General features: G+C 67.3%; 21 protein-coding genes. 10 read left to right on the top strand and 11 right to left on the bottom strand.

Translation table 11 applies throughout. The features are described 5' to 3' along the window. Positions 1-25 precede the first annotated feature (25 nt). From F816_RS0109660 to F816_RS0109640, 5 genes are read right to left on the bottom strand one after another with little or no spacing between them, the layout of a single operon-like run. Complete coding sequence (locus tag F816_RS0109660) at positions 26-1,324, bottom strand: Ni/Fe hydrogenase subunit alpha (protein ID WP_019594563.1); 1,299 nt, start codon at positions 1,322-1,324, stop codon at positions 26-28. Continuing rightward, positions 1,321-2,133 (bottom strand): oxidoreductase, encoded by an 813-nt coding sequence (locus tag F816_RS0109655; protein WP_019594562.1) that lies wholly within the window; start codon positions 2,131-2,133, stop codon positions 1,321-1,323. Before F816_RS0109655 ends, F816_RS0109660 begins: the two co-directional genes overlap by 4 nt. Next, a complete protein-coding gene (locus F816_RS0109650) occupies positions 2,130-2,990 on the bottom strand; it encodes an FAD/NAD(P)-binding protein (protein ID WP_019594561.1) in 861 nt (286 codons plus the stop codon). Before F816_RS0109650 ends, F816_RS0109655 begins: the two co-directional genes overlap by 4 nt. After that, positions 2,980-3,453, bottom strand: a complete 474-nt coding sequence (locus F816_RS0109645; RefSeq protein ID WP_019594560.1) for a cyclic nucleotide-binding domain-containing protein — start codon at positions 3,451-3,453, stop codon at positions 2,980-2,982. The genes F816_RS0109650 and F816_RS0109645 overlap by 11 nt, the downstream gene beginning before the upstream one ends. After that, on the bottom strand, positions 3,450-4,562 hold the full coding sequence (locus tag F816_RS0109640; RefSeq protein WP_019594559.1) for a sulfite reductase subunit A: 1,113 nt from the start codon (positions 4,560-4,562) through the stop codon (positions 3,450-3,452). The genes F816_RS0109645 and F816_RS0109640 overlap by 4 nt, the downstream gene beginning before the upstream one ends. Before the next feature lie 160 nt (positions 4,563-4,722). Here F816_RS0109640 and F816_RS0109635 point away from each other — a divergent pair, with 160 nt between their 5' ends. Next, positions 4,723-5,718 (top strand): 2-hydroxyacid dehydrogenase, encoded by a 996-nt coding sequence (locus tag F816_RS0109635; RefSeq protein ID WP_019594558.1) that lies wholly within the window; start codon positions 4,723-4,725, stop codon positions 5,716-5,718. 49 nt (positions 5,719-5,767) lie between these two features. Here F816_RS0109635 and chrA read toward each other — a convergent pair whose 3' ends face one another. After that, positions 5,768-7,111 (bottom strand): chromate efflux transporter, encoded by a 1,344-nt coding sequence (chrA, locus tag F816_RS0109630; protein ID WP_019594557.1) that lies wholly within the window; start codon positions 7,109-7,111, stop codon positions 5,768-5,770. Positions 7,112-7,258: 147 nt separating this feature from the next. After that, positions 7,259-8,272, bottom strand: coding sequence for a class 1 fructose-bisphosphatase (locus F816_RS0109625; protein ID WP_019594556.1), 1,014 nt, complete (start codon positions 8,270-8,272; stop codon positions 7,259-7,261). Between the two features lie 206 nt (positions 8,273-8,478). Between F816_RS0109625 and F816_RS0109620 the strand changes: the two genes are divergently transcribed. Next, complete coding sequence (locus tag F816_RS0109620; protein ID WP_018168850.1) at positions 8,479-9,744, top strand: 6-phosphofructokinase; 1,266 nt, start codon at positions 8,479-8,481, stop codon at positions 9,742-9,744. On the opposite strand, the gene merB is transcribed toward F816_RS0109620, so the two are convergent. Both merB and F816_RS0109610 read right to left on the bottom strand, forming a co-directional pair. Beyond that, the gene (gene merB, locus F816_RS0109615; RefSeq protein ID WP_019594555.1) at positions 9,741-10,376 is read right to left on the bottom strand and encodes an organomercurial lyase; all 636 of its coding nucleotides are present in this window, start codon (positions 10,374-10,376) and stop codon (positions 9,741-9,743) included. The genes F816_RS0109620 and merB overlap by 4 nt on opposite strands. Beyond that, positions 10,373-10,597 (bottom strand): GDCCVxC domain-containing (seleno)protein, encoded by a 225-nt coding sequence (locus tag F816_RS0109610; RefSeq protein ID WP_019594554.1) that lies wholly within the window; start codon positions 10,595-10,597, stop codon positions 10,373-10,375. Before F816_RS0109610 ends, merB begins: the two co-directional genes overlap by 4 nt. Positions 10,598-10,750: 153 nt before the next feature. On the opposite strand from F816_RS0109610, the gene F816_RS0109605 reads away from it, so the two are divergent. The 3 genes from F816_RS0109605 to F816_RS0109595 all read left to right on the top strand — a co-directional run bounded on the left by F816_RS0109605 (position 10,751) and on the right by F816_RS0109595 (position 12,729). Next, a complete protein-coding gene (locus F816_RS0109605) occupies positions 10,751-11,188 on the top strand; it encodes a hypothetical protein (protein WP_019594553.1) in 438 nt (145 codons plus the stop codon). Positions 11,189-11,292: 104 nt separating this feature from the next. Continuing rightward, entirely contained in the window at positions 11,293-11,706 is a 414-nt protein-coding gene (locus F816_RS0109600) for a PA2779 family protein (RefSeq protein ID WP_019594552.1), read from the top strand. Between the two features lie 12 nt (positions 11,707-11,718). Continuing rightward, positions 11,719-12,729, top strand: coding sequence for a PA2778 family cysteine peptidase (locus F816_RS0109595; RefSeq protein WP_019594551.1), 1,011 nt, complete (start codon positions 11,719-11,721; stop codon positions 12,727-12,729). A 96-nt stretch (positions 12,730-12,825) separates the two neighbouring features. Here the strand turns inward: F816_RS0109595 and F816_RS0109590 are convergent, their stop codons facing one another. Continuing rightward, on the bottom strand, positions 12,826-13,053 hold the full coding sequence (locus F816_RS0109590; RefSeq protein WP_019594550.1) for a hypothetical protein: 228 nt from the start codon (positions 13,051-13,053) through the stop codon (positions 12,826-12,828). A 103-nt stretch (positions 13,054-13,156) separates the two neighbouring features. Here F816_RS0109590 and coaD point away from each other — a divergent pair, with 103 nt between their 5' ends. From coaD to ggt, 3 genes are read left to right on the top strand one after another with little or no spacing between them, the layout of a single operon-like run. After that, positions 13,157-13,645 (top strand): pantetheine-phosphate adenylyltransferase, encoded by a 489-nt coding sequence (gene coaD / locus F816_RS0109585; RefSeq protein WP_019594549.1) that lies wholly within the window; start codon positions 13,157-13,159, stop codon positions 13,643-13,645. A gap of 33 nt (positions 13,646-13,678) precedes the next feature. Further along, on the top strand, positions 13,679-13,930 hold the full coding sequence (locus F816_RS0109580; RefSeq protein ID WP_018145021.1) for a YfhL family 4Fe-4S dicluster ferredoxin: 252 nt from the start codon (positions 13,679-13,681) through the stop codon (positions 13,928-13,930). Positions 13,931-13,938: 8 nt separating this feature from the next. Then, entirely contained in the window at positions 13,939-15,648 is a 1,710-nt protein-coding gene (gene ggt / locus F816_RS0109575) for a gamma-glutamyltransferase (RefSeq protein ID WP_019594548.1), read from the top strand. A gap of 167 nt (positions 15,649-15,815) precedes the next feature. Here ggt and rpsT read toward each other — a convergent pair whose 3' ends face one another. Beyond that, a complete protein-coding gene (gene rpsT, locus F816_RS0109570) occupies positions 15,816-16,085 on the bottom strand; it encodes a 30S ribosomal protein S20 (RefSeq protein WP_019612252.1) in 270 nt (89 codons plus the stop codon). Positions 16,086-16,243: 158 nt separating this feature from the next. Between rpsT and F816_RS0109565 the strand changes: the two genes are divergently transcribed. Further along, positions 16,244-16,774, top strand: a complete 531-nt coding sequence (locus F816_RS0109565; RefSeq protein WP_018937458.1) for a DsrE family protein — start codon at positions 16,244-16,246, stop codon at positions 16,772-16,774. A gap of 138 nt (positions 16,775-16,912) precedes the next feature. Further along, the coding region (locus F816_RS0109560; RefSeq protein WP_019594547.1) for a transposase family protein at positions 16,913-17,140 on the top strand (228 nt) is incomplete at its 3' end.

Below are 17,140 nucleotides of genomic sequence, written 5' to 3'. Positions count from 1 at the left end.
CTCCTTCGGTTCTCGCAAGCGGCGTTCACTTTCGGTCGACGGTGAGGTCGAGGAAGTGGGTGGCGCAGGAGATGCAGGGGTCGTAGTTGCGGATGGCGACTTCGCAGTGGTGGCGCAGTTCGTCGTCCGGCAGGTCGAGGTTGTTCTGGACCAGTTCGCGCAGGTCGGCCTCGATGGTGGGCTGGTTGACCGAGGTGGGCGGGACGATCTTGGCGTCGGTGATCAGGCCCGCGTCGTCGATGGTGTAGCGGTGGTAGCAGATGCCGCGCGGGGCCTCGGTGGCGCCAAAGCCGGTGCCGGCGCGCGGGGTGACCGGCAGGGCCGGCTCGGCCGGTGCGGCGCGGTAACCTTCGACCAGGCGCAGGGCCTCCTCGAAGGCGAGGACGATCTCGATCATGCGCACCTGGATACTGCGGAAGGGGTTGCGGCAGGCGGCGCCCAGCCCGGCGCGTTCGGCCAGCTCGGCGGCGCGCGGGGTGAGGCGTTCGCGGTTCAGCGCGAAGCGCGCCAGCGGGCCCATGAACACCGGTTCGCCGGAGTCCGAACGGTGGCTGTGCAGGGCGTTGGAGTGGGCGACGTGCTCCTCGGTGAAGATGTCGTCGTAGTCGCGGATGGCCGCGTCCAGGCCGCTGCTGGAGCCCAGGCGTCCGTGGGTGATCGGGTATTCGTCCGGGTGGACGAGCGACACGAACTCGTAGTCGCGCTCCAGGTTCGGGTAGTCGAGGGTGGCGAGGAAGTCGGCCACCTCGCAGGAGGTTTCCAGGCCCCAGGACAGGTCCTCGCGCAGCCCGGCGACCGCGGCCGGCGACGGCGCGCGGTAGAAGCCGCCGACGCGCAGGTTCACTGGGTGGATCTCGCGCCCGCCCAGCAGGCGCAGGATCGAGTTGCCGATCTTCTTGATTCGCAGGCCGTTGCGCACCATATCCGGGTGGTCCTTCGCGGCGGTAATCGCATCCGGATAGCCGAGGAAATCCGGCAGGTGGAGCATGAACACGTGCAGGGCGTGGCTCTCGATCCACTCGCCGCAGTAGGCCAGCCGCCGCAGGTCCTGCAGCACGCCGTCCACAGTGATGCCGCAGATGTCCTCCATCGCCAGCGAGGCACCCATCTGGTAGGCGATCGGGCAGATGCCGCAGATGCGCGCGGTGATGTCCGGAGCCTCGCGGAAGTCCCGCCCGCGCAGGAAGCCCTCGAAGAAGCGCGGCGCCTCGAAGATCGACAGCTTCACCTCCTCCACGCGGTCGCCCTCGGTGCGCACGTACATCGCGCCTTCGCCCTCCACGCGGGCGAGGTAGTCGACTTCGATGGTGCGGGTCTCGCTCATGTCCGGTTTCCTGATTCTTCGGGCGGTGCCGCGCCGCTCTCCTGACGTTCGCTCTCCTCGCGGAAGGCGTCGGCGCCGGCGTTGAAGGTGCGATAGAAGCGCACGCGCGTGGCGCGATCCATCCCCAGCGTCTCCAGCTGGCCGGACAGGCCCGGTGCGTTGGGCGTCTCTTTCGGCCCGAAGCAGCCATAGCAGCCGCGGTTGCACCCGGGGCACAACGCGCCGCAGCCGGCGTGGGTGACCGGGCCGAGACAGGGCGTGCCATGGGCGACCATCACGCAGACCTGTCCCGCCCGCTTGCACTCCTCGCAGACGCTGGCGCTGGAGACCTGCGGGCGCCGACCGTAGAGGAAGGCGCTGATGACCTCCAGCAACTGGTACTTGTCGATCGGGCAGCCGCGCAGCTCGAAGTCCACCGGCACGTGCTGGCTGATGGCATCCGAGGTGGCCAGGGTCTGGATGTATTCCGGGTGGGCGTAGACCTGGCGGGTGAATTCCTCGACATCCGCGAAGTTGCGCAGGGCCTGGATGCCGCCGGTGGTCGCGCAGGCGCCGATGGTCACGAGGAACTTCGATGCGCGGCGGATCTCGCGGATTTGTTCGGCCGCTTCCGGCGTGGTGATCGAGCCCTCGACCAGGGTCAGGTCCCACGGGCCGTCGATCCGCTGGCTGGAGGCCTCGGGGAAATGCGCGATCCGCAGGCGGTCGGTGACCGCCAGGAGCTCGTCCTCGCAGTCCAGCAGGCTGAGCTGGCAGCCGTCGCAGGAGGCGAACTTGAACACCGCCAGGGTGGGCTTTTCCCGACTCATAGCTCGCGTACCCGGAAGGCCGGCTCCATCACCGGGTAGGGGAACACGGGGCCGTCGCGGCAGACGAAATGCGCCCCGATCTGGCAGTGGCCACAAAAGCCCACCGCACAGCGCATGCTGCGCTCCATGGAGACATAGATGTCCTCCGGCTTCAGGCCGCGGCGCTCCAGCGCGGACGCGGTGAAGCGCATCATCACCTCCGGGCCGCAGGTCATCGCCAGGGTGTTGCGCCGGTCGAAGCCGCCACGATCCACCAGCTGGGTGACCACGCCGACATCGCCGCGCCAGGCGGCGGTGCCGCGATCCACGGTGATGCGCAGATCCACATCATCGCGCTCGGTCCAAGCGTCCAGCTCGTCGCGGAAGATCATGTCGCCGGGCGAGCGCGCGCCGTAGCAGACCACCACGCGCCCGAACTCCGAACGCCTCTGGAGCGCCGCGTGGATCACCGGCCGCAGCGGCGCCAGGCCGATGCCGCCGGCCACCAGGACCAGGTCGCGCCCGCGCGCCTGCTCCAGCGGCCAGGCCGTGCCGAACGGCCCGCGCAGGCCGACCACCGTGCCGGTCTCAAGATCCTGCATCGCGCGGGTCACGCTGCCCACCGCGCGGATGGTGTGCACGATGCCGCCGCCGTCGGTGATCGCGGAGACCGAGATCGGCACCTCGCCCACGCCGAAGAGGTAGAGCATGTTGAATTGCCCGGGCGCAGGCATGGCGCCGGGCTCCACCCCCGGCTCGGGGTACAGCGTCCAGCTGAAGACCTCGTTGCTGGCCACGTCGCGGCGTACCGAGTGGATGCGCCATGGTTCTGGTGCCATTGCCTGATCCGGCAGGGTTGCGACAGCGTCAGGCGCCATGGCCGGGCCCTCCGTGGCTGTAGATATCCAGCGCCTGCAACCGCGCCGCCTGCAGGCGCTGTACGATCAGCGCGGCGAAGTGCTTCATCAGCACGTAGCCGAACGCCGGGTCGGCCTCCATGCGGTCGCGCAGCACGCCGGCATCGAAGCGCAGGGTATGGATGTCGGTCACCGCCCGCGCGTCGTAGCTGGCGCGGTACGGAGGCAGCAGCCAGGACCAGCCGAGGATGTCCCCGGGCCCGACGGTCTGGAACGCCACGGTGCCTTCCCGCAGCGGGCTCTCCAGCGCGACCTGGCCCTCGCGGATCAGCCAGAAGGTCTCGGTCGGCTCGTGGTCGCGCAGCAGTCGGGTGCCGGCCGTATAGCTGCACTTCGCCGCGCAAGCCGCCAGCAGGCGCCGGTGCTCCGGCGCCATATCCTCGAAGAAGGGCTGTTTCTCGATAATGGCCAGCAGCTCGTTCATCCCCGGCCCTCCGGGTCGCGGCGCACCGCGGTGACTTCCTCGGTGATGTCGATCCCCACCGGGCACCAGGTGATGCAGCGCCCGCAGCCGACACAGCCGGAGGTGCCGAACTGGTCATGCCAGGTGGCCAGCTTGTGGGTGATCCACTGGCGATAGCGCGCGGCCACGGACTCGCGGTGTGGCCCGCCGACCAGGTGCGAGTGTTCCTGGTTGAAGCAGGAATCCCAGCGCCGCACGCGCTCGGTGCGCTGGCCTTCAAGATCCGGGACCTCCTCGACCTGCGAACAGAAGCAGGTAGGGCAGACCAGGGTGCAGTTGGAGCAGGACAGGCAGCGCTCGGCGGTCTCCTCCCAGCGCGGGTGTTCGAAGGCCCGGTTCAGCACCTCGCGGGCATCCGCCGGCATCTGCCGGCCCATCTTTTTCGGTGCCTCGGCCCACACCCGCTCGGCGGCGGCCTGCTCGGCATCGCTGGCCGGGCGCGGATCGAGCCGGTCGAGCATCGCGCGACCCGCCTCGGATCCCGCCTCGGCGACCAGAAAGTGCTGGGTGGCGTCGATCACCTCGGTCAGCGCCAGGTCGAAGCCCGCGCGCGCGCGCGGGCCGGTATCCATGGAGGCGCAGAAGCAGGTTCCGCCCGGTTCGGCGCAGCTGACCGCGACCATGAACAGGTCCCGTCGGCGGGCGGCATAGCCGCGGTCCTGCACCGCCTGGCCGAGGAATACCCGGTCCTGCACGTCGATCGCCGCCAGCTCGCAGGCGCGCATGCCGATGAAGGCACGGCGCGGCGCGCCGGAGGTGCCGGGCTCGGTCACGAAGCTGCCGTCCGGCTGGCGGGTCAGCCGGAACAGGGTCTCCTCGGGCGGGAACAGGTACTTCTTCCAGGAATGCGGCCCGACCACGTAGCCGAACAGCGCGTCGTCGTCGCGTTCGCGCAGGCGGTAGTGCCCGGGGGCCTGCTCGTCGGTCCAGCCCACCGGCAGGTCCTCGAGACCGCCCACCCGGTCGTAGACAATCGCGCCGTCGCGCCGCGTCGGTCCGACCACCTCGTAGCCGTCCCCGGCCAGCAGACGGATCAGCGTATCCACGGCTTGTGGTGCGATCACTTCCATCGGAACTCCCGGACGTCAGTCCCGCCGGGGCACAATCCGATTCCGGACGGGGACGTTTCCCATAGTGCGCCAAGCGTGACAGGTGATCCACCGCCCCGGGACCACCGAACCCGGGTTGCCTGCGTTATCCTCAAATTCCACTTCGCTTGGGGACAGGGTCATGCAGGTTGCCGTATTCAGCACTCAGCAACACGACCGAGAATGCCTGGTTCCGGCGCTCGAGGCCGCGGGCATGACGCCGCGCCTGTTTACCGAGCGGTTGACTGCCGAAACCGCCCACCAGGCCGCGGGGGCGCGGGCAGTGTGTGTGTTTACCAATGACGATCTGCATGGGCCGGTGCTCGATGCGCTGGCAAGTCATGGCATTCAGGTGATCGCCCTGCGCTGTTCTGGGTACGACAACCTGGATGTGGAGCACGCCCAACGCCTGGGTATCCGCGTGGCCCGGGTCCCGGCCTATTCGCCGAACGCGATTGCCGAGCACGCAGTGGCCTTGTTGATGACCCTGAACCGCAAGACCCACCGCGCCTGGGATCGCACTCGACGCGGCGACTTCCGGCTGGATCACCTGACTGGCTTCGATCTGGTCGGGCGCACGGTCGGGGTCGTCGGTACCGGGCGCATCGGGCAGGCCTTTGCGCGCATCATGCTGGGCTTCGGCTGCCGCGTGCTGGCGCATGACCCCTACCCGAATGCAGATCTGCAGGCGGCCGGTGTGACGTATCTGGAACTGGAGCCCCTGCTGGAGGCGTCGCAGGTTGTGAGCCTCAGTTGCCCGATGACCCGCGACAACCACCACCTGATCAACGCCGAGCGCCTGGCACTGCTGCCGCACGGGGCAGTGCTGATCAATACCGCTCGTGGTGCGCTAGTGGATACCGACGCCGCCGAGGCCGCGCTGGAGTCGGGTCAGCTGGGCGGGTTTGCGCTTGATGTTTACGAGGACGAGGCGGGGCTGTTCTTCCGTGACTGGTCGCTGTCGGGCCTGCCGGATCGGCGCCTGGCGCGACTGATGCAGCGCGACGATGTGCTGGTCACCGGCCACCAGGCCTTCCTGACCCGCGAGGCCCTGGGCAACATCGCCGACACTACGGTTGCCAACCTGACCGCACTGTACCGGGACCCGGAAGCACAGCCGGAGGGGCGGATTGTGTGACGCCTCCGTCGGCGCGTGGCAGGCCCCGCGCGATACGGGTGTCGGCCCTCTACAGTAGCAGTTGATACCCGGCGCCGAGAGCGGCGCACACGAGGATCAGAGGGATGACGCCCATCCGGAAACGGGCCAGGGCAATGAAGGCGGCGATCCCCAGCAGGGCGGAGAACCACTCGAAGGCGCCGTCGAAACCGGCGGGCCAGAGGACGTGCCAGGTGAAGAACACGGCCAGGTTCACGATCACGCCGACGACGGCGGCGGTGATCCCGGTCAATGGGCCGGTGAAGTGCAGATCGCCCCGGGTACGCTCGACCAGGGGCGCGCCGATCAGGATGAACAGGAACGACGGCAGGAAGGTGAAGAACGTCGCGACCAGCGCCCCGAGCAAGGCGGCCAGCAGGACCTGATCCGGGCCGAGGAAGGCCTGGGTCCAGCCGCCGATGAAGCCGACGAAGGTGACGACCATGATCAGCGGCCCCGGCGTCGCCTCACCCAGTGCCAGCCCGTCGATCATCTGGGTCGGGCTCAGCCAGCCGTAGGTCTCCACCCCGCCCTGGTACACGTACGGCAGTACCGCGTAAGCGCCGCCGAAAGTCACCAGGGCGGTCTGGGTAAAGAACTGCCCCATGCGGGTCAGCGTGGCGTCCCACCCAAATACCGCGAGCAGCAGACCGAACACCGCGGCCCACAGGCCCAGGCCGACTAAGAGGAAGCGGATCACCCGCGACCAGCGAAACTGCATCCAGGGCGCGGGTGGGGTGTCGTCGTCCACCACGGCCGGCCCCATGGCCTTGTGGCTGCTGGCGCTGTGCGATTCGCCGCTTCGGAAGCGCTCCGGCCAGACGCGGCTGCCCAGCCAGCCGAACAGCCCCGCGGCGATGATGATGTACGGGAACGGGATGTTGAGCACAAAGATCGCCAGGAACGCCGCAACGGCCATCAGCCATAGCAGGCCGTTGTTCAGCACGCGTCCGCCAATGCGCCACCCGGCATAGACGATGATCGCGATTACCGCGGGTTTGATGCCGTAGAACACCGCCTCCACCGCCGGCACGTCGCCAAAGGCCAGGTACACCCAGGACAGCCCGGTGATCAGGACCAGCGAGGGCAGGATGAACAGCAGCCCGGCCATCAGGCCGCCGAAGGTGCCGTGCAGGAGCCAGCCGAGATAGGTCGCCAGCTGCTGCGCCTCCGGGCCGGGCAGGACCATCGCGTAGTTCAGCGCATGCAGGAAGCGGTTCTCGGAGACCCAGCGACGTCGTTCCACCAGCTCCTCGTGCATCATCCCGATCTGCCCGGCGGCACCCCCGAACGAAATGAAGCCGAGCTTGAGCCAGTAACGAAAGGCCTCGCCCCGGGTTGGGGCGTCTGGTCGTTTATCTGTGGGTTGCGTCATTCATTAACGTCCGTTCGGGTTGGGCCACGCGCGTCCGAGCCCATCCGCGTCGTCCTGATTGCAACAAAGATTGCAACAAAAAGGCCCGGCGCCTTGCGGGACCGGGCCTTTGGGACCGCATCGGGGTGTCCGATGCGCGAGGCGTTGTTAGCCCTCGTTGTGGTAGCGGGTGATCCGCTCCACTTCGTTCTTCGCGCCCAGGACCACCGGCACGCGCTGGTGAATGCCCGTGGGGCTGATATCCATGATGCGCTCGCGACCGGTGGTGGAGACGCCGCCCGCCTGCTCGATGATGAAGCTCATCGGGTTGGCCTCGTACATCAGGCGCAGCTTGCCGGCGGTGCCCTTGGCCTGCATCTTGGAGTCCATCGGGTACATGAACACGCCGCCGCGCGACAGGATGCGGTGCACCTCGGCGACCATGGAGGCCACCCAGCGCATGTTGAAGTCCTTGTCGCGAGCGCCTTCCTTGCCGGCCAGGCATTCGTCGATGTAGCGCTTGACCGGGGCTTCCCAGAAGCGGCTGTTGGACATGTTGATCGCGAATTCCTCGGTGTCTTCCGGGATCTGCACGCTGTCCTTGGTCAGCAGGAACTCGCCGAAGTCCTTGTCCAGGGTGAACATCTGCACGCCCTTCCCGGTGGTCAGCACCATCATGGTGGACGGACCGTACAGGCAGTAGCCGGCGGCGATCTGCTTGGTGCCCGGCTGCAGGAAGTCCTCGGTCTTCGGATCAGAGACGCCTTCCGGCGCCTTCAGGATGGAGAAGATCGTGCCGACGGAGACGTTCACGTCGATGTTGGAGGAGCCGTCCAGCGGGTCGAACAGGACCAGGTAATGACCGCGCGGGGCGCCAGCCGGCATCTCGCAGATCTCGTCCATCTCCTCGGAGGCGAGGCCGGCGGCGTGGCCGTTGTGGCCCAGGGCCTCGATGAACACCTCGTTGGTGATGATGTCGAGCTTCTTTTGCGTCTCGCCCTGCACGTTCTCGGAGCCGGCGGAGCCGAGAACGCCGACCAGGTCACCCTTGTCGACGAGGTCGGAGATCTTCTTGCAGGCCACCGAGATATCGTTCAGCAGGCCGGTGAATTCGCCGGTCGCGCCCTGGATACCGCGCTGGGTTTCGATAATGTAGTTGGTCAAAGTCGTGCCGATATGCATGATGCAATCCTGATGCTGTTGTGAATCGGGTGACACCGCGCAATCGAGGTGCGTGAGCACCATGACGGGGCGAACGGCCCCGGTGCGCCGGGTGTCTTAACCGGCATAGTGTAGCAAAAGCACCCGGATGGGCCGATCCGCCGCATCCTTTAGCCTGGCACTGTGTCTGCATGGCATCCGGGATCGAACCGAAACAGGAGACTCGCATGCCGCAAAACGCGCTGTACGCCCAATCCGGCGGGGTTACCGCCGTCATCAACGCCAGCGCCTGGGGGGTGATCGAGGCGGTACGCGCGCATCCGGCCCATTTTGGGAAGATCTATGCGGCGCGCGACGGCATTCTTGGCGTCCTGCGCGAGGAGATCATTGACCTGGATCAGGAGGACCCGCTGACCCTGGCGGCCCTGCGTCATACCCCCGGCGGGGCGTTCGGTTCCTGCCGCTTCGACCTGGGCGATCCCGACCAGGACCCGGAGCAGTACGAACGCCTGGTCGAGGTCTTCCGCGCCCATGACATCGGCACCTTCTTCTACAACGGCGGCGGTGGTTCCATGGACACCGCACTGAAGATCGCCCGGATGGGGGATCGCATGGGCTTCCCGATCAAGGCGATCGGGGTACCCAAGACGATCGACAACGACCTCGCCGTGACCGACTCCAGCCCCGGGTTCGGCTCCGCCGCCAAGTTCATCGCCACGGTCGTGCGCGAGGCCAGCCTGGATGTCGAATCCATGCACACCAGTTCCACCAAGGTGTTCGTGCTGGAGGTGATGGGGCGGCATGCCGGCTGGCTGGCGGCTGCCGCCGCGCTGGCACAGGAGTTTGACGGCCAGCCGCCGATGCTGATTCTGTTCGCCGAGACCCTGTTTGACCAGGACGACTTTCTCGAGCACCTGAACCGGACGATCGAGCGTCACGGCTACTGTGTGGTGGTCGTCTCCGAGGGTCTGAAAAACCCGGATGGCACCCTGTTCTCGGTGGCGCAAAGCCATGATGTGTACGCCTACACCCAGCTGGGCGGCGCCGCCCCGCGCCTGGCCGAGCTGATTCGCGAACAGACCGGACACAAGCTGCACTGGGCGGTGGTCGACTATATCCAGCGCTCCGCGCGGCATATCGCGTCGAAGGTGGACGTGGAGCAGGCCTATGCCTGTGGCCGTGCGGCGGTGGAGGGCGTGGTGGCCGGCGAGGATGCCTTCATGCCGATCATCCGCCGCGATTCCAACGATCCCTACCGCTGGAGTATCGGTTTTACCCCGCTGGAGACCGTGGCCGACGTCGAGCAGGGCATGCCGCGCGAGTACATCACCCCGGACGGCTACGGCATCACCCAGGCCGCGCGCGATTACCTGCGCCCGCTGATCCAGGGCGAGGACGCCCCGCCGTTCGACCAGGGCCTGCCCTGCTACCCGCGCATCCGGGGCGAATTGCTGCCCAAGCGTTGCCCTCCGTTCGAGGTCAAGACCGACTAGTCCTTTCCGGGCGAGTGGGCGTCGGCGTCCAGCCAGGCCCGCTGGAAGGCGAAGAACTGCCGGGCGACCCTGTCCGCCTCGTCGACGCGCAGATAGTCCGCATGTTCGGCCGGCGCACAACGCGCACAGACGAAGGTGATGCCGTCACAAAGACTGGCGCAGCACGGGGTGTTGTCCGCGCGGCGCGGCCGGTAATGCACCCACACGGAGGCCGTATCCGCAACCGCAGTGGGCCCGGATTCCAGGCTGAGCGCGGCGCCACAGTGGCTGCAAGCCGCCTCGATCCGGCTATGTGCACCGCTTAGCATCGGGATGGCTAGGGCATCGACGGCGCACATCGCGGCGACCGGGCTGCCATCGGCGACGCTGACCGTGATGCTGCCCGGTGCGGCGCTGTACGGATAGCAGCCCAGACCCTGGGCCTGATGCGCCACGGCATCCAGCGCGGCCAGTCGCTCCAGCGCGCGGATATCCAGCTCCCGGGCCTCTGGTGACCGTCCGTGCTGGCGCCAGTGTTCCAGGACTTCGAGATAGGTGGCGCGCACGGCTTCGGGGGCATCGCGCAGGCGCTGTTCCAGCGGGAAGTCGCCGCGCAGGCGTCCCAGGGCGGCGGTCACGAGCGCCGGCCTCATGACGCGGAGCAGCAGCCGCCCGGGCCCTCCTGCTGAATGGGCGGACAGGGCACGGTGCCGTAGGAGCAGAACACGCAGCAGTCCCCTGGAAGTGGCCGCAGCAGGGCCCCGCAGCCGGTGCATTCGTAGAACCACTGGCAGGCGTCGGTGGGCATCGTTTCCTTCTTCTGGTGCCCGCATTCCGGGCAGGTCAGGGTCGAATCGGGCACGATCTCGTTCATATGCGTTTCAGCTCGGTTTGCGAGGATGGGAGCCAACGACCGGGGCTGGCGAGGAAAAACCCCGCCAGACAACAGGAATCGGCACAAGCGCTGTCTGGTCAGCGTCTATTCTCTGCCAAGCCCGCGCAAGACGGGCCCACAACCGGATCCCGGATGGAGGAAATCATGTACTCGCGCATTCTCAATCGCACCCTCGCCCTGACCGCTGCCAGTGTGCTGGCCGCCGCGTTTGTCGCGCCCGGCCAGGTCGCGGCCCAGGGCGCTTACTTCGCCCCGGCGGACGGTTCGCCGGACGAGGTGGCCTTCGAATACCGCATGCACGAATACGGCTGCGCCAACGTGCGCGGACAGTGGCGCGCGACCAACAACACGGATGACTGGCTGGAAGTCCGCGTCACCAAGACCGCCTACAACTGCCCCGGAGAGCTGGAAGACGACGTGCGCACGACGACCCGCGTGTGGCGCACGCTGGGGCCGGGCGAGACCCAGGAACGCACGCGCGACGACTCCGTGTGCGGCGGGGCCTGGGCACGTGGTGTCGAGGTCCTGGAGTACGAGATCAAGGTGGTCGACGCCCCCGAGGCAAACTGACAGACGTGTGAAACCGGCCGCGATTTTCGTGTGCGGCCGGTCAATTCGCGGTTCTGGCGGGCTACACTTCAAACAACTGTTCACCGATTTCAAGGAGTCTGCCCATGAGCGTTCATTCGGTCCGTCGAGTTCTGTCCGCACCCGCGGCCCTGCTGGTCGCGCTGGCCCTGACCCTGCTGCCCGCCACCCCGGCATTCGCCGATGTCGGCATGCTGGATACCGGCAGCATGATCCAGCAGGCCAGCGCGGACGACACCCGCGCCCAGTTGCTGGAACAGCTCAATGACGCCGAGGTTCGCGCGCAGCTGGTCGAGATGGGGGTTGATCCCGAGCGTGCCGAGCAGCGTGTGGCCCGCCTGACCGACGACGAACTGGCGCAGCTGGAGGCGCACATGGAGACCGACCCGGCCGGCGCGGCCAGCGTCCTGGGTGTGGTCGCCATCGTGTTCGTGGTGTTCGTGATCCTGGATGCAGTGGGTGTGACCGACATCTTCTCGTTTGTCGGGCCGGCCCGCTAAGCCACGCCCTGCATGGGGTTCATCTCGACGCGGCGAGTCTCGGGGTTTCTCGCGCTCGCCGCGCTCCTCTGGCTGACCGGTTGTGCCACCGCGCCGCAGAGCGCGGGTCTGGCGAGCGAGCGTCCGACCGACCTGCCGGCGCGCGTCGAACTGGCTGACACGCCGTTCTTTCCCCAGGAGCAATACCAGTGCGGCCCCGCCGCGCTGGCCACGGCGTTGAATGCCCGGGGTATCGATGCCGCGCTGGATGATCTGATCGAGGAGGTTTATATCCCCGCCCGCGCGGGCAGCCTGCAGACCGAGATGCGCGCGGCGGTGCGCGCGCGCGACCAGGTGGCCTACCGTATCGAGCCCCAACTGGAGGCGATCCTGCGCGAGGTGGCGGCGGGCAACCCGGTGGTGGTGTTCCAGAACCTCGGGGTGGCCCTGATCCCGGAATGGCACTTTGCGGTGGTGATCGGATACGACCTGGAGGACCGGGAGATCTTCCTGCGCAGCGGCCCGATCCAGCGCCACGTGAATTCCTTTGCCCGCTTCGAGCGCACCTGGGCGCGGGGTGAGCGCTGGGCCTTCCTTGTGATGCCCCCCGATACCCTGCCGGCCACCGCCCAGCCGCTGCGCTGGCTGCGTGCGGTCAACGAACTGGAACAGACCGGGCGCTTTGCGGCGGCGGCCACGGGCTACGAAACCGCCATGGATCGCTGGCCCGATGAACCGATCCCCTACGTGGGTCGCGCCAACGTGGCCTTTGCCCAGGGCGATCTGCCGGCGGCGGAGAATGCCCTGCGGGCGCTGATCGAGCGCGATCCGGCCCGCCACGAGGGCTGGAACAACCTCGCGCACGTGCTGACCGCTCGCGAGTGCGGTGAGCAGGCACGCGAGGCCGCGAGCTGTGCGGCCGGTCTGGCGGGACCGGGAGCGTATGCGCGCACCCTGGGCGCTGCGGCGAAGGCTCCGGACGGCGGCGCCGAGTGTCGAGCCCTGCCGCCCTGTGCCGTGGCGGTCGAGGCACGTACGCCGTAGGACCACGTGGCTCCGGCATCGTGAGTCGCGAAGCGACGTGGCGATGTGCAGGGTGTTAATTGCCGCGCTGCGCTCGCAATGAAAGCCCTCTGTTACTCAGGCCGAGCGTTTTTCCAGGGTCTGTTCGGCGTGCTTGAGCACCAGGCCCAGGTTTTGCTTCTCCACGTCCGTGACCTGCGGGTCATTCTTTACCGCTTGACGCAGGTGCTCCACCAATTGCGCCAGTTCGTCGCGCGAGATCTGATGGAAGTTGAAGCCGCCACCGTAGCGGGACTCGAGCTGGTCCCAGTAGTCGGCGAGCGGGGGGCGGTAGTCGTCACTCATCGGGCAGTCCTTGTTTGATGCGGGCGCGGCGTGCGCGAAAGGCATTTTGTCTGTTCGCGGTGCTTGCGGTCTAATGGGGGCTTTCCCGACCGGCCTTTCGCCCATGTCCGTTACTGCCATCTATCCTGGCACCTTCGACCCGATCACCCACGGTCACACGGACATCGTGCGCCGTGCGGCACGGTTGTTCGATCGCGTGGTAGTCGCGGTGGCCGCCAGTCCCAACAAGGGCCCAGCCTTCCCGCTGGAGACCCGCGTGGCCCTGGCCAAACAGGCGGTAGGTGATATCCCCGGCGTGGAGGTGCAGGGCTTCGATGTCCTGCTCGCGCACTTTGTTCATGCGCAGCAGGCCAACGTGATCCTGCGCGGATTGCGCGCGGTGTCCGACTTTGAACATGAATTCCAGCTCGCAGCGATGAACCGGCAGCTAGCGCCGGAGGTCGAAACGCTGTTTCTGACACCAGCGGAGGAGTACAGCTTCGTCTCCTCCAGTCTGGTACGGGAAATCGCCCGACTGGGCGGCGACGTCTCAAAATTCGTTAGCCCCGGTGTGGCGCGCATGTTGGCCGAACAAAACGGCGCAGCACGCTAGCCGGGCCCCGCCACTGGATACGAGGAACGGCCCATGGCCCTGATGATCACCGACGAATGCATCAACTGCGATGTCTGCGAGCCCGAGTGCCCGAATGAGGCCATCTACCCGGGGGACGAGATCTACGAGATCGACCCCACGCTGTGCACCGAATGTGTCGGCCATTTCGACGAGCCGCAGTGCCAGCAGGTCTGCCCGGTGGACTGCATCCCGCTGGATCCCGATCACAAGGAGACCCGCGAGCAGTTGACGGCCAAGTACGACGCCCTGATGGCCGCGAAGTAGGCCGCGACATGGATTGGCACCGCCCGCTACTGCACTGCGCGGTCCTCGTCACCCTGTCGCTGGCGGCGCCGCTGGCGCTGGCCGGGCCGGGGCAGCACGCAGTGGCGAGCGCGCATCCGGCCGCCACCGAGGCGGGCGAAGCCGTGCTGCGCGACGGCGGCAACGCCTTCGATGCCGCCGTCGCGATTACCGCCGCCCTGGGTGTAGCCGAGCCCTACGGCTCCGGGCTCGGGGGCGGCGGGTTCTTCCTGCTGTACGAGGCATCCTCCGACCGCAGCGTGATGCTCGATGCCCGCGAGACCGCCCCGGCCGCGGCCGACCGCGACATGTATCTGGATGCCGACGGCGAGGTGATCGACGGCTTGTCGCTGGATGGCGTGCTTGCCGCCGGCATCCCCGGCATGCCCGCCGGCATGGATCACTTGGCGCGGGAATACGGACGCCTTTCGCTGGCCGACAGCCTGGCCCCGGCGATCCGTCTGGCCGAGGACGGTGTTCCGGTCAGCGGCCGCTACCTGCAGATGGCGGGCTTTCGCCATCAGGCCCTGCGCGACGGGGCTGATGCACGAGAGATTTACCTTGAGGCGGGGCGCCTGCCGGACGAAGGCGCGACCCTGCGCCAGCCGGATCTCGCTGTGACCCTTCGGCGCCTGGCGGACGAAGGCCGTGGCGGTTTCTATACCGGCGACCTGGCCGAGCGCCTGGTCGCCGGCGTGCGCGAGGCCGGCGGTATCTGGACCCTGGACGACCTAGCGGGGTACGCGGTCGTTGAGCGCGACCCCGTGCGTCTGGACTATCTTGGCGCCACGATCACCACCGCCTCGCCGCCATCCTCCGGCGGGGTCGCGCTCGGCCAGATCCTGAACATCCTGGCGTTCTACGACCTCGAGGCGCTGGCGCCGGACATGCGCGTCCACCTGACCATCGAGGCGATGCGCCGCGCCTATCGTGATCGCGCCGAGTATCTGGGCGATCCGGACCATGTGGCTATGCCGCTGGAGCGGCTGCTGTCACGCGACTACGCAGCCGGTCTGCGCGCCACCATCCATCCCGACACGGCCACCCCCAGCCGCTACCTGCCGCTGTCGGTGGAGCCGCAGGCCGAGGTTCCGGGCTCGGCCGCGGCCGAGAGTCGCGAGACGACGCACTTTTCCGTGATCGACGCCGAGGGCAACCGGGTCGCGGCCACGCTGACGCTGAACTATCCGTTCGGATCCGGCTACGTGGTGCCCGGGACGGGCGTGTTGTTGAACAACGAGATGGACGACTTCTCGGCCAAGCCGGGCGCGCCCAACGCCTATGGCCTGGTCGGTTTCGAGGCCAATGCCATCGCGCCGCAGCGCCGCCCGCTGTCGAGCATGAGCCCGACCTTCGTCGAGACCGAGGATCGCGTGGCGATCCTGGGCACGCCGGGTGGCAGCCGCATCATTACCATGGTCCTGCACGGCGTGTTCGGCGTGCTCGAGGGGCAATCCATCGAGGAGGTCGTCGCGGCGCCTCGCTACCACCACCAGTATTTGCCCGATCGGGTGGAACACGAGACCGGGGCGTTCGATGCCGAACTGCGTGGCGAGCTGGTCTCGCGTGGGCATCAGCTGGTGCCGCAGGTGCGCCCGTTCGGTGACATGCACGCCATCCTGTGGGAGCGCGGGGCGGGTCGCCTGGAGGCGGCTTCCGATCCGCGCGGCGAGGGCGAGGCGCGGGTGTTCCAGCCCTGAAGACACGCTGGTGAAAGCGCGCGCAGGGGCGCGCGCGAATGGATCAGTGCATCCCTGGCCTTCACGAATTGCGCCCACACAAAAAGCCGCGCCCCGAGATCGGGGCGCGGCTTTTTTCGATTCACTGCAACCGCCGGGCCGGCACTGCCGGCCCGGAACCCGGGGGCTTAGCCCTGGGCCAGATCGCGGATGCGGGCGTTCAGGCGGCTCTTGTGGCGAGCCGCCTTGTTGCGGTGAATCAGGCCCTTGCTCACGGTCTTGTCGATCACCGGAACGGCCTCTTTGTAGGCCTCGGCGGCCGCCTGGGCATCGCCCTTGTGCAGCGGCTTCAGCACGGCCTTCATGGCCGTACGGAAACGGGAGCGCAGCCCCATGTTGTGGGCGCGGTTCTTGACCGCCTGACGGGCCCGCTTACGGGCAGAAGCAATATTTGCCAAAGTACTTCCCTCGCGTTAAATCGCTAGGTTCTGGAAAGGCGGCAGAGCATACCCCCGGGGCACTCCAGCGTCAACCGGGTCGTGCGCGTGATGGGGATGACCTGGGGCCGTGCATGCGTCTACTGTAGAAGTAAGAAAGCCATTCAAAGGAGAACAGGATGAATCGATTTAACCAGACCCTTCGGGCCGCACCGGCGACAGCATCGGGCATGGCCCTGCTGTTCGCGGCGCTCCTGCTGGCCAGCATTGCCTTCATGCCGCAGGCCAAGGCCTTCGAGCCGGAGGCCAAGGTCGTCTATCACGCCGACTTTGCCGACCCGCGCCGCTTCTCTGCGATGCTGACCAGTATCAACAACATGATGACCCATTACCAGAACGAGTTTATCGATGCCGACGTGCGCATCGTGTTCGTGGCGCACGGCATCCGCTTTCTGACCGATGACGACCTGGCCGATACCCCGTTCGAGGCCGACGAGGAGCTCAAGGAAGAGCGCGACACCCTGCGTGGGCGCCTGATGAGCCTCGCCAGCACCCACGGCGTGAAGCTCGAGCTGTGCGAGATCACCCGTTCGCAGATCGGTCTGGACGAGGACCTGATCTACGATCACGTCAACTTCGTGCCCTCGGGTGTGGTGCGCGTGGCCGAGCTGCAGAACGAGGAAGGCTTCGCCTACATCAAGATCGAGTGATCGGCCTTCGTGCCGGTGACCACAAGCCCCGCTTCGGCGGGGCTTTTTTGTGGTTCATCGAAGGATACCGGGGAGGTGTTCGACCGCTGAAGGGCATCGTAGTCTCACGTGGAGCCAGGAAGGACACGGGAGAGAGCGATGCTGGACAAGAAGACGTTGCAGAAGCTGGGCGGCTGGGAAGGCTATCGGCTGGAGCGTGCAGTTTGGCCGGAGGAGGCCGGCGGCACGCTGGAGCTGCACCTGAAGCCGACGCGGCAGTGGATGCACTGCGAACGCTGCGGTCATCGGACCCGGCAGGTGCACGAGACGACGCTGCGGCGGGTGCGGGATCTTCCTCTGTTTGAGTACCGGGTGGTACTGATGGTG

It is taken from the genome of Thioalkalivibrio sp. ALM2T (assembly GCF_000381505.1).
GTDB classification, from domain to species: domain Bacteria; phylum Pseudomonadota; class Gammaproteobacteria; order Ectothiorhodospirales; family Ectothiorhodospiraceae; genus Thioalkalivibrio; species Thioalkalivibrio versutus.
This window is presented reverse-complemented; position numbering and strand designations above follow the sequence as displayed.